Raw genomic sequence first — 11,360 nt, 5'->3', positions numbered from 1 at the left:
GACTGAACGGCGTGCAGACAAGAAATACTTTCCCGGAGGCTGAAGGCTGATGGGTGCCTATGTCATTCGCCGCCTGCTTTTGATGATTCCGACCATTGTCGGCATCATGGCAATTTCCTTCATCGTTGTTCAATTTGCACCCGGCGGCCCGGTCGAGCAGGTGATTGCCCAGCTGACCGGCCAGGCCGACAGCGCCGATCAGCGCCTGTCCGGCGGCGGCGATCTCCTCGGTGGCGGCGGCAGCGACGAAGGTTCGAAATATCGCGGCGCTCAGGGGCTCGATCCGGAGCTGATCGCCAAGCTCGAAAAACAGTTCGGCTTTGACAAGCCGCCGCTGACGCGCTTTGGTGAGATGATGTGGAATTACATCCGCTTCGATTTCGGCGAGAGTTTCTTCCGCAACACCTCCGTGCTCGACCTCATCAAGGAGAAGCTGCCGGTGTCGATTTCGCTCGGCATCTGGATCCTGATCTTCTCCTATGCGATCTCCATCCCGCTCGGCATCCGCAAGGCGGTCAAGGACGGGTCGACCTTCGACGTCTGGACCTCGGGCGTCATCGTTATCGGTTATGCCGTTCCGAGCTTTCTCTTCGGCATCCTGCTGATCGTGCTTTTCGCCGGCGGCTCCTTCTACGACTGGTTCCCGCTGCGCGGCCTCGTTTCCGACAATTTCGGTGAGCTCGCCTGGTGGCAGAAGCCGCTCGACTATTTCTGGCACCTCACTTTGCCGCTGATCTCGCTTTCGCTAGCCGCCTTCGCCACCACGACGCTCTTGACCAAGAATTCCTTCATCGAGGAGATCAAGAAGCAATATGTCGTCACCGCCCGCGCCAAGGGTCTGAATGACCGGCAGGTGCTCTACGGCCATGTGTTCCGCAACGCCATGCTGATCATCATCGCCGGTTTTCCCGGCGCCTTCATATCCGCCTTCTTCACCGGCTCGCTGCTGATCGAGAACATCTTTTCGCTCGATGGCCTCGGCCGCCTCGGCTATCTCTCGGTGGTCAACCGGGATTATCCGATCGTCTTCGCGACACTCTATATCTTCTCGCTGCTCGGTCTCTTCGTCAGCCTGATTTCCGACCTGATCTACACCTGGATCGATCCGCGCATCGATTTTGAGCGGAGGGATGTCTGATGGACGCCGCCGCAAATCCCGCCACCGCAACCCCGGTCAAGCCGCCGCGCAAGGGCCTGCTGTCGCCGACCAACATCCGTCGCTGGCAGAATTTCCGGGCGAACGGCCGCGGCTACTGGTCGCTGTGGCTGTTCCTGCTGCTGTTCTTGCTCAGCCTCTTTGCCGAGTTCCTCGCCAACGACCGGCCGATCATCGCCTCCTACAAGGGCGAAATCCTGTTTCCCGTGCTGATCGACTATCCCGAGGAGAAATTCGGCGGCTTCCTCGCCGAAACCGACTACCGCTCCTCGGTGATATCGGACGAGATCAACGCCAATGGCTGGATGATCTGGCCGCCGATCCGCTATTCCTACCGCTCGGTCAACTCGAACATTCCGCATTCGGCGCCAACCGCGCCCTTCTGGCTGATGACGAAAGAGGAGCGTTGCTCCGGCTATCCGCAAGGGGTGAATGATCCCGGCTGCACGCTTGGCAATCTCAACTGGCTCGGCACTGATGACCAGGCGCGCGATGTGCTGGCGCGTGTCATCTATGGCTTTCGCATATCGGTGCTGTTCGGCCTGGCGCTGACCATCTGCTCGGCAATCATCGGCGTCACGGCAGGGGCGGTGCAGGGCTATTTCGGCGGCTTGACCGATCTCCTGCTGCAGCGCTTCATCGAGATCTGGTCGTCGATGCCGGTGCTCTACATCCTGCTGATCATCGCCGCGATCCTGCCGCCCGGCTTCTTCGTGCTGCTCGGCATCATGCTGCTCTTCTCCTGGGTCAGCTTCGTCGGCGTGGTGCGAGCCGAATTCCTGCGCGCCCGCAATTTCGAATATGTCCGCGCCGCTCGCGCGCTCGGCGTCAACAACCGCACCATCATGTGGCGCCACCTGCTGCCGAACGCCATGGTGGCAACACTCACCTTCCTGCCCTTCATCCTCTCCGGCTCGATCACGACGCTGACCTCGCTCGATTTCCTCGGCTTCGGCATGCCGCCCGGCTCCCCTTCGCTCGGCGAAATGATCGCGCAGGGCAAGACCAACCTGCAGGCGCCCTGGCTGGGGCTGACGGCCTTCTTCGCCATGTCGATCATGCTTTCCCTATTGATCTTCATCGGCGAAGCCGTGCGCGACGCCTTCGACCCGAGGAAGACCTTTCAATGAGTGACATGACAGAACCGCTCCTTTCCGTCCGCGATCTCTCGGTTGCCTTTCACCAGGGCGGCGAAGCCTCCCTTGCCGTCGATCGCGTCGCCTTCGATATCGCCAGAGGCGAGGTCGTGGCGCTCGTCGGCGAATCCGGCTCCGGCAAATCGGTCTCGGCCAATTCGATCCTGAAGCTTCTGCCCTATCCGACCGCAAGCCATCCCTCTGGCGAGATCCTGTTCAAGGGCAAGGATCTCCTGAAAGCCTCGGAGCGGGCGCTGCGCGAGGTGCGCGGCAACGACATCACCATGATCTTCCAGGAGCCGATGACCTCGCTCAATCCGCTTCATACGATCGAGAAGCAGATCGCCGAGATCCTCGCCCTGCACCAGGGCATCACCGGCCAGCCGGCGCGCCAGCGCGTGTTGGAATTGTTGAACCAGGTCGGCATCCGCGAGCCGGAAAAGCGGTTGAAGGCCTATCCGCACGAACTGTCCGGCGGCCAGCGCCAGCGCGTCATGATCGCCATGGCGCTCGCCAACCGGCCGGAATTGCTGATCGCCGACGAGCCGACCACGGCGCTCGACGTCACCGTGCAGGCGCAGATCCTCGAACTGCTGCGGCAATTGAAGGCAGCGCACGGCATGTCGATGCTGTTCATCACCCATGATCTCGGCATTGTGCGCAAATTCGCCGACCGCGTCTGCGTCATGACCAAGGGCAGGATCGTCGAGGCAGGAACGGTCGAGGAGGTCTTCGCCAATCCGAAGCACGATTATACCCGCCACCTCCTGGCCTCCGAGCCGCGCGGCGAGCCACCGCTCGCCGATCCGTCGAAGCCGGTGGTGATGGAAGGTTCGGATATCCGCGTCTGGTTCCCGATCAAGGCGGGGCTGATGCGCCGCGTCGTCGATCATGTGAAGGCGGTCGACGGCATCGATCTTTCGCTGCGCGCCGGCCAGACGCTCGGCGTCGTCGGCGAGTCCGGTTCGGGCAAGACCACGCTCGGCCTGGCGCTCACCCGGCTGATCTCTTCACAGGGACGGATCGCCTTCGTCGGCAAGGATATAGCCGGCTATTCGTTCAATGAGATGCGACCGCTGCGCAATCAGCTGCAGATCGTCTTCCAGGATCCCTATGGTTCGCTCAGCCCCCGCATGTCGGTGGGCGATATCATCGCCGAAGGGCTGAAGGTGCATGAGCGCGCATTGACGGCAGAGGAGCGCGACCAGCGCGTCTGCTGGGCGCTGGAGGAGGTCGGCCTCGATCCGCTGACCCGCTGGCGCTATCCGCATGAATTCTCCGGCGGCCAGCGCCAGCGCATCGCCATCGCCCGGGCCATGGTGCTGAAGCCGCGTTTCGTCATGCTCGACGAACCGACCTCCGCGCTCGACATGAGCGTACAGGCGCAGGTGGTCGACCTGCTGCGCGACCTGCAGAGGAAACACGACCTCGCCTATCTCTTCATCAGCCACGACCTGAAGGTGGTGAAGGCGCTTGCCAACGACGTCATCGTCATGCGGTTCGGCAAGGTGGTGGAGCAGGGACCGTCCGCGGAAATCTTCCGTGCGCCCAAGGACGATTACACCAAGGCGCTGATGGCGGCCGCCTTCAACATCGAGGCGGTGCCGACGCCCGCCGTGCAGCAGTAAAAGAAGATCATGTCCGCACTTTCTCCCGTTCTCGTCGATCTCAAATTCAACCCCGAAGGCATTGCCAATGCGCTGAAGACGGCTTTTGCCGATCGCGGCTGCATCAATCTCGCCGATCCGGCTGATGCCGCGCATGATCTGCGTGCCGTCGAGTATGCTCTTCTCTGGAGGCCGGATGCCGATCTTTTCAGCCGGGCGCCAAATCTCAAGGTCATCTTCTCGGGCGGCGCCGGTGTCGATCACATCATCGGCATGGCCGGTCTGCCCGACATTCCGATCGTCCGTTTCGTCGACCGCAGCCTGACAACCCGCATGAGCGAATGGGTCGTCATGCAGTGCCTGATGCATCTGCGGGGGCAATATGCCCATGACATCAAGCAGCGGCGGCGCGAATGGGCCAAGTTGATCGCGCCGGAAGCGGCGGAGGTGACCGTCGGCGTCATGGGGCTCGGCATTCTGGGCCAGGATGCGGTCGCCAAGCTGAAAGTGATGGGTTTCAACGTCATCGGCTGGTCGCGCACCCGCAAAACAATCGAGGGCGTCGAGACCTTCGACGCGGGCGAACTGGACCGGTTCCTCGCCAAGACCGACATTCTGGTCGGCCTCTTGCCGCTGACGCCTGAGACGACCGGCTTCTATGATAGCGGGCTATTTAAGAAGCTCCGCCGCGACGGTGCGCTCGGGCAGCCTGTCTTCATCAATGCCGGCCGCGGCAAGAGCCAGATCGAGAGCGACATCGTCTCGGCGGTCAGGGAGGGGATCCTCGGCGGCGCTTCTCTCGACGTTTTCGAAGTGGAGCCGCTCGCCACCGACAGCCCGTTGTGGGAATTGGAGAATGTCTTCATCACCCCGCATGACGCGGCGGTCTCCGAAGAGAACGCGCTGTTCCGCCATGTCGAGATGCAGATCGCCCGTTTTGAGCGCGGCGAGCCGCTGCAGTTCGTGATCGATCGCGACGCCGGCTATTAGCGGAATCTCGCGCCAAAACCACTGCCGAGGTTTGGTTATTCCCAAGACCGCGGCAGGTATGAGCCCGGAACCTTCCAGACGGCCACCCGTTTTCCTTGCGAAGTTCTTTGCGGCCAAATCGGCCGCCAAGGCAGCGAAGGAGACGATGATGGCGCATCAGACCGAAACACGCTGGGAAAAATCCGACGGAAAGCTTCACAAGGAACAGCAAATCCCGCCGGTCGAGGCAAAGCAGGGGCGTATGGGTTATCGTATCCTCACCGTGCTGCTCGTGGCGCTGATCCTCGCTTTCGTGGTCTGGATTCCAGTCGAGATCTGGGGCCGCCGCGAGGCGAACGAGGTGGCGCCGCATCAGCCCGGCCAACAGCTCCAGCAGCAGCAGTCGGACGCAGCACCCGCGCCGACGATCCAGAATGGCAATGCGGTCCCGACCGAGACGCCGCAAACGGCGCGGGCCCCGGATACCGCTCCTGCGACCCCGGCTCAACCTCCGGCCCAATAGGCGTTCGACGGATGATCTCCCGCATCCCGTCGCCACGATCCGGCGGGATGTTTATGTTTTGTCTGGACTTTCTCCGCCGATTTTTCGATAAGAAGGCGCACGAGCCGGTTTCGTGCGCCGGCCCGGAACTTGGCAGCACCTGGGAATTTGGCAGCACCTGACCGGAGTGGACAGGGGCAGGAATCTCATGGCCAAGACCGATATCGCGAGACGCGTCTACAATCACGCCTGGAAACTCGACCCGATCATCCGGAGCCTGATCGATACCGACTTCTATAAGCTGCTGATGCTGCAGATGATCTGGAAGCTCTATCCTGATGTGAACGCCTCCTTCACCCTGATCAACCGCACCAAGCGCGTCCATCTCGCCGAAGAGATCGATGAGGGCGAATTGCGCGAACAGCTCGATCACGCCCGCACGCTGCGGCTCTCCAAGAAGGAGATGATCTGGCTGGCGGGTAACAGTTTCTACGGCCGTGCGCAGATCTTCGAGCCGGAATTCCTCGCCTGGCTGTCCAATTTCCAGCTCCCTGAATATGAGCTGTCGAAGAAGGACGGGCAATATGTGCTGGACTTCCATGGGTCCTGGAAGGAAACCACGATGTGGGAGATCCCGGCGCTCGCCATCGTCAACGAGCTGCGTTCGCGCTCGGCGATGAGGGCGCTCGGTCCCTTCACGCTGGATGTGCTCTACGCCCGCGCCAAGGCAAAGATGTGGTCGAAGGTCGAGCGGCTGAGGGAGTTGCCGGGCCTGCGCATCTCCGATTTCGGCACCCGCCGCCGCCACAGCTTTCTCTGGCAGCGCTGGTGCGTCGAGGCGCTGAAGGAAGGCATCGGTCCGGCCTTCACCGGCACCAGCAATGTATTGCTGGCGATGGATTCCGATCTCGAGGCGGTCGGCACCAATGCCCACGAGCTGCCGATGGTGGCAGCCGCCCTGGCGCAGACCGATGAGCAACTGCGCAATGCCCCTTACAAGATCCTGCGCGACTGGAACAAGCTCTATGGCGGCAACCTGCTGATCGTCCTGCCGGACGCCTTCGGCACCGCGGCCTTCCTGCGTGACGCCCCCGAATGGGTCGCCGACTGGACCGGCTTCCGTCCGGACAGCGCGCCGCCGATCGAAGGCGGAGAAAAGATCATCGACTGGTGGAAGAAGATGGGCCGCGATCCGCGCCAGAAGCTGTTGATCTTCTCCGACGGCCTCGATGTCGACGCCATCATCGACACTTACCGGCATTTCGAAGGCCGTGTGCGCATGAGCTTCGGCTGGGGCACCAACCTGACGAATGATTTTGCCGGCTGCGCGCCGACGGAAATATCAGGCCTCAATCCGATCTCGATCGTCTGCAAGGTCAGCGACGCCAACGGCCGTCCAGCGGTAAAACTCTCTGACAATCCGCAGAAGGCGACGGGAGACCCGGCGGAGGTCGAGCGTTACCTGAAATTCTTCGGCGCCGAGGATCGGGTCGATCAGACTGTCCTGGTATAGGCACGAGGTGAGGCGCGGCCATGACGGGGCGCATCGATATGCCCCGCCATCGCATCCTCGATCGACCAGCCGAAGCGCCAGGCGTCGAACATCGAGTACCATTCCTGAAAATCGGTGATCGGCAGCACATCCGGCTTCGACATCGGATTGTCCGCCAAGCTGCGGCCACGAGCACGGTCGCGCACGCCACGCTCCTGCATCTCAAGCAGATTCTCGAACATCATCACCCCGGCCTCCCGTTCCATGGGTTTATGCAATCATGCTAATGAAGCATTGTCGAGTCTAGATGTGAGCATTCCGGTTTTTCACAGGATTAGCCCCATTTCGCTATTTCAAGGCAATCGCAGCCGACCTCGGATTGATCTGGCGAAACGGATTGGGCGTGACGGGGAGGCCCGGCTTCGTGGCTGGGGTCCGCCACCGAGCCTCCCGGCTGACCGAATCTCTGAAAGCGGCAGCGCTGACAATTGCCGCGTTCTGCTCCGGCCGATCCAACTGTGATGAAGGTGAGGGTTAGCCCGTGGTTAATATCCACCGGCCCCGTCTCAATCCGGCGCAATTTCCAGCCGGGCCCACGGGTTTCAGGCGGCCAGTCTGCGAAACCGCGTCCTGATCCGGTCGAGATAATAATGTCCGGGAGACGGCGCCGCCGTCATCGCATGCGCTTCCGAGGAGGGCACGCCTTCGAACAGGCGCTCTTCACCGTTCTTGAAACAGATCCTGAGCCTTCCGTCTTCCTGACTGAAATAGACGGATTTGATGATCTTCGACTTCACCGAAAGTTCTTGCACCTGTTTTACCTCTGTTCTTGGTTTGGCAGAACCCTAAACCCAAACTTGCAAAGACACGGTGAAGCAGCGTGGTAAAAAATCTCCAATTCGGGACATGCCGAACTCGGTTCCCCCGGGGATGTCTGAAGGAGATGCAAGAGGGAAAGCGAAATGGCGGACAGGGAGGGATTCGAACCCTCGGTACGCTTTCACGTACACACGCGTTCCAGGCGTGCGCCTTAAACCACTCGGCCACCTGTCCTTTGGCGTTCGCGCCCGGATAGGAGCAAATCGTCGGAACGGCGCGATATATACCGATGAATTTTTGCCGATCAACCCAAATCTAACAGTTTTTTGACTTCTTCCGATAAAACTCCCCTTGGCCCATCCCATTGTGCTTCACCTCATCGATGACTATGTAATTCTCAAGGTGGAGAATGGCGCGGGCTCGCCGGAATTGTCCGGCATATTGAAGCGTCGGAGGGATTGATGCGTTTCCTGTTGCGTCTGGCGAGTCTTGTCGCGCTTGCGGCAGCCGTTATTGCCGGAACCATCGATTCGATCCAGTCGGTTGCCGCCTCCGCCGTGATCATGACGCCGATGTCGGATGCCTGGCAGGATGTCAGCCCAGACACGCTGACGTCGCTGCAATCCGCGCTTTCCTACTATATCCACCCGCGCTTCTATGCCTTCATCTTTCAGTGGCTGATGCTGCAGCCGGCCTTTGCGGTTTTTCTGGTGATCGCGCTGCTTCTTTGGATGATCGGCTACAAGAAACCGCAAGTGTCAGGCCGCTTCATCGCGTAGCCGATCGGTTTGAGCCGGTGCGCTGCGGCGAAGGCCGGTTATGGCCCTCCGCGGCTTCGGCATCTGCCGGCGGATTGGCTAGAAAAACTGCAGCATCGATGGGGAAATGTCCAAAAATCAGCCGGGAAGAACTGATTTTCAGCAATCGCTGCAAATCTTTACCGCCTGAAAAATTTCTGGTGAATTTTTCCGTGAGCCATGCAAGGATGCGCGCAGCCAGGCCTCCGGGGGGAGGTCGGTGGTTCCGCAGACATGTCCGAAAAGGGCTTGCGGGAGGACCCCAAACGAATAGCAACAACAGGGCTGCACAATGAAAAAATCCCTTCTCACTCTCCTTGCCGTGGCTGCCATGTCGACGACGGCGCTGGCCGCCGATGTCAAGCCGGCGCTGGTTTACGGCACCGGCGGGAAGTTCGATAAGTCTTTCAACGAAGCGGCCTATAACGGCGCCGAGAAGTTCAAGGCCGAGACCGGCATCGCCTATCGCGACTTCGAGCCGACGGGCGACACGCAGGGCGAACAGGCCATCCGCAACTTCGCAAGCCGCGGTTTCAATCCGGTGGTGGCCGTTTCCTTCGCCTGGACTTCGGCAATCGAGAAGGTCGCAGCCGAATTCCCGGATACCAAATTCATCATCGTCGACTCCGTCGTCGATAAGCCGAACGTCCGCTCCGTCGTCTACAAGGAAGAAGAAGGCTCCTACCTCGTCGGCATTCTCGCCGGCATGGCATCGAAGACCGGCAAGGTCGGTTTTGTCGGCGGCATGGACATTCCGCTGATCCGCAAGTTCGAATGTGGCTATGAGCAGGGCGCCCGCGCCGCCAAGGCCGATATCGAGGTGTTCCAGAACATGACCGGCACCACGGGTGCTGCCTGGAACGACCCGGTTCGCGGCGGCGAGCTCACCAAGAACCAGATCGATCAGGGCGCCGACGTTATTTACGCGGCTGCCGGCGCCACCGGTCTCGGCGTTCTCCAGACCGCCGCCGACAACAAGAAGCTGTCGATCGGCGTCGATTCCAACCAGAACCATCTGCATCCGGGCTCGGTCCTGACCTCGATGGTCAAGCGCGTCGACCTCGCCGTCTACAACGCCTACACCGATACCAAGAACGACAAGTTCACCGCTGGCGTTCAGGCTCTCGGCGTCAAGGAAGACGGTGTCGGCGCCGCGATCGACGACAACAACAAGTCGCTGATCACGCCGGAAATGCAGGCTGCCGTCGACAAGGCCAAGGCCGATATCATCGCCGGAACCGTCAAGGTTCACGATTACACCTCGGACAACGCTTGCCCGAAGTGATCAGCGCCCTGATGTAATATCGAGATCGGGCGTATGGCGGAGGGGATTTTCGCCATACGCCCTTTTCTTATTTGGAGCCTGCAGTGACAGATAAGCCCGCTATCGAGCTTGTCGGCATCGATAAGAAATTCGGTGCCGTCCATGCCAACAAGGACATTAACCTCACCGTTGCCAAGGGGACGATCCACGGCATCATCGGTGAAAACGGCGCCGGCAAATCGACGCTGATGTCGATCATCTACGGTTTCTATCATGCCGACAGCGGCGAGATCCGCGTCAACGGCAATCCGGTCACCATCCGTGACAGCCAGGCGGCCATCGCCGCCGGCATCGGCATGGTGCACCAGCATTTCATGCTGGTCGACAATTTCACCGTGCTCGAGAACATCATGCTCGGCGCCGAAGGCGGCTCGCTGCTGGCCAGGGGCGTCGCATCGGCCCGCGCCGAGCTCAAGCGGCTGGAAACCGAATACGGCCTTGAGGTCAATCCGGACGCACTGATCGAAGAGCTGCCGGTCGGCTTGCAGCAGCGCGTCGAAATCCTGAAAGCCATGTATCGCGGCGCCGAGATCCTGATCCTCGACGAACCCACAGGTGTGCTGACGCCAGCTGAAGCGGACCACCTCTTCCGCATCCTCAAGGTGCTGCGCGACCAGGGCAAGACGATCATCCTCATCACCCACAAACTTCGCGAGATCATGGCGATCACCGATACGGTCTCCGTCATGCGCCGCGGCGAGATGGTCGCCACCCGCAAGACGGCGGAAACGACGGTGGAGGAGCTTGCCGAGCTGATGGTCGGCCGTCGCGTGCTGCTGCGCGTGCAGAAGGGCGAAGCCAATCCGGGCGCCGCCGTGCTCTCCGTCCGCAACCTGACGGTCAAGGACAATCGCGGCGTCACCATGGTCGACAACGTCTCCTTCGACGTGCGCGCCGGCGAGATCGTCGGCATTGCCGGTGTTGCCGGCAACGGCCAGTCGGAATTGCTGGAGGCGATTGCCGGAATCCGCAAGCCTGTCTCCGGCGAAATCCTTCTCGATGGCCAGACGATCGACAAGGCCGACCCCGCCTGCCTGCGCGATCTCGGCCTCGCCCACATTCCCGAGGACCGGCACCATATGGGACTGGTGCTGAAGTTCGAGGAATATGAAAACTCCGTCCTCGGCTATCACCGCCGTCCGGACTACAGCAAAGGGCCGCTGCTCGATCTCGAAGCGATCCGCAAGGATGCGATGGAGAAGATCGAAAAATACGATATCCGCCCGCCGAACCCGCGGCTGAAGACGGCGAATTTCTCCGGCGGCAATCAGCAGAAGATCGTCGTCGCCCGCGAAATCGAACGCGATCCGAAGATGCTGATCATCGGCCAGCCGACCCGCGGCGTCGATATCGGCGCCATCGAATTCATTCACCGCCGGATCATCGAAATGCGCGATGCGGGCAAGGCGATCCTGCTCGTCTCCGTCGAACTCGATGAGATCCGCGCCCTTTCAGACCGTATCCTTGTCATGTTCGCCGGCCAGGTCGTCGGCGAGAAGACGCCCGATGCCGGTGAACAGACCCTCGGCCTGATGATGGCCGGCATTGCCGCGTGAGG

The 11,360-nt window shown here is 60.9% G+C and carries 11 protein-coding genes and 1 tRNA gene; 9 read left to right on the top strand and 3 right to left on the bottom strand.

Translation table 11 applies throughout. The features are described from left to right. Positions 1-49 precede the first annotated feature (49 nt). From HJB91_RS25820 to pncB, 6 genes are all read left to right on the top strand, one after another. Positions 50-1,138, top strand: coding sequence for a microcin C ABC transporter permease YejB (locus HJB91_RS25820; protein ID WP_210629597.1), 1,089 nt, complete (start codon positions 50-52; stop codon positions 1,136-1,138). After that, positions 1,138-2,286 carry an ABC transporter permease gene (locus HJB91_RS25815; protein WP_210629596.1) on the top strand — a complete coding sequence of 383 codons (1,149 nt, stop codon included), beginning with the start codon at positions 1,138-1,140 and terminating at the stop codon, positions 2,284-2,286. Before HJB91_RS25820 ends, HJB91_RS25815 begins: the two co-directional genes overlap by 1 nt. Then, positions 2,283-3,920, top strand: coding sequence for an ABC transporter ATP-binding protein (locus tag HJB91_RS25810; protein WP_221156089.1), 1,638 nt, complete (start codon positions 2,283-2,285; stop codon positions 3,918-3,920). The genes HJB91_RS25815 and HJB91_RS25810 overlap by 4 nt, the downstream gene beginning before the upstream one ends. Before the next feature lie 9 nt (positions 3,921-3,929). Further along, the gene (locus HJB91_RS25805; RefSeq protein ID WP_221123535.1) at positions 3,930-4,889 is read left to right on the top strand and encodes a glyoxylate/hydroxypyruvate reductase A; all 960 of its coding nucleotides are present in this window, start codon (positions 3,930-3,932) and stop codon (positions 4,887-4,889) included. A 145-nt stretch (positions 4,890-5,034) separates the two neighbouring features. After that, the gene (locus HJB91_RS25800) at positions 5,035-5,391 is read left to right on the top strand and encodes a hypothetical protein (RefSeq protein WP_221156197.1); all 357 of its coding nucleotides are present in this window, start codon (positions 5,035-5,037) and stop codon (positions 5,389-5,391) included. 187 nt (positions 5,392-5,578) lie between these two features. Then, positions 5,579-6,883: a nicotinate phosphoribosyltransferase gene (gene pncB / locus HJB91_RS25795; protein WP_210629593.1), complete on the top strand. Its 1,305-nt coding sequence runs from the start codon at positions 5,579-5,581 to the stop codon at positions 6,881-6,883. On the opposite strand, the gene HJB91_RS25790 is transcribed toward pncB, so the two are convergent. From HJB91_RS25790 to HJB91_RS25780, 3 genes are all read right to left on the bottom strand, one after another. Next, on the bottom strand, positions 6,865-7,104 hold the full coding sequence (locus HJB91_RS25790) for a CrpP-related protein (protein ID WP_210631711.1): 240 nt from the start codon (positions 7,102-7,104) through the stop codon (positions 6,865-6,867). The genes pncB and HJB91_RS25790 overlap by 19 nt on opposite strands. A 360-nt stretch (positions 7,105-7,464) precedes the next feature. Then, complete coding sequence (locus HJB91_RS25785) at positions 7,465-7,674, bottom strand: KTSC domain-containing protein (protein WP_210629592.1); 210 nt, start codon at positions 7,672-7,674, stop codon at positions 7,465-7,467. Between the two features lie 151 nt (positions 7,675-7,825). Then, positions 7,826-7,915 (bottom strand) — tRNA-Ser (locus HJB91_RS25780). A gap of 227 nt (positions 7,916-8,142) precedes the next feature. On the opposite strand from HJB91_RS25780, the gene HJB91_RS25775 reads away from it, so the two are divergent. From HJB91_RS25775 to HJB91_RS25765, 3 genes are all read left to right on the top strand, one after another. Further along, positions 8,143-8,460: a hypothetical protein gene (locus tag HJB91_RS25775; RefSeq protein WP_184458686.1), complete on the top strand. Its 318-nt coding sequence runs from the start codon at positions 8,143-8,145 to the stop codon at positions 8,458-8,460. A 310-nt stretch (positions 8,461-8,770) separates the two neighbouring features. After that, positions 8,771-9,763, top strand: a complete 993-nt coding sequence (locus tag HJB91_RS25770) for a BMP family protein (protein ID WP_085776574.1) — start codon at positions 8,771-8,773, stop codon at positions 9,761-9,763. Between the two features lie 83 nt (positions 9,764-9,846). Further along, a complete protein-coding gene (locus HJB91_RS25765; protein WP_221156088.1) occupies positions 9,847-11,358 on the top strand; it encodes an ABC transporter ATP-binding protein in 1,512 nt (503 codons plus the stop codon). Positions 11,359-11,360: the final 2 nt, after the last annotated feature.

Source organism: Rhizobium sp. NLR10b (genome assembly GCF_019685435.1).
In the GTDB taxonomy this organism is placed as follows: Bacteria; Pseudomonadota; Alphaproteobacteria; order Rhizobiales; family Rhizobiaceae; genus Rhizobium.
This window is presented reverse-complemented; position numbering and strand designations above follow the sequence as displayed.

Bases quoted from the DNA above. Each gene is read 5' to 3' on its own strand.
- HJB91_RS25805 (WP_221123535.1), top strand. From the start codon at position 3,930: ATGTCCGCACTTTCTCCCGTTCTCGTCGATCTCAAATTCAACCCCGAA.
- HJB91_RS25800 (WP_221156197.1), top strand. From the start codon at position 5,035: ATGATGGCGCATCAGACCGAAACACGCTGGGAAAAATCCGACGGAAAG.
- HJB91_RS25815 (WP_210629596.1), top strand. From the start codon at position 1,138: ATGGACGCCGCCGCAAATCCCGCCACCGCAACCCCGGTCAAGCCGCCG.
- HJB91_RS25770 (WP_085776574.1), top strand. From the start codon at position 8,771: ATGAAAAAATCCCTTCTCACTCTCCTTGCCGTGGCTGCCATGTCGACG.
- HJB91_RS25820 (WP_210629597.1), top strand. From the start codon at position 50: ATGGGTGCCTATGTCATTCGCCGCCTGCTTTTGATGATTCCGACCATT.
- HJB91_RS25775 (WP_184458686.1), top strand. From the start codon at position 8,143: ATGCGTTTCCTGTTGCGTCTGGCGAGTCTTGTCGCGCTTGCGGCAGCC.
- HJB91_RS25810 (WP_221156089.1), top strand. From the start codon at position 2,283: ATGAGTGACATGACAGAACCGCTCCTTTCCGTCCGCGATCTCTCGGTT.
- pncB (WP_210629593.1), top strand. From the start codon at position 5,579: ATGGCCAAGACCGATATCGCGAGACGCGTCTACAATCACGCCTGGAAA.
- HJB91_RS25790 (WP_210631711.1), bottom strand. From the start codon at position 7,104: ATGTTCGAGAATCTGCTTGAGATGCAGGAGCGTGGCGTGCGCGACCGT.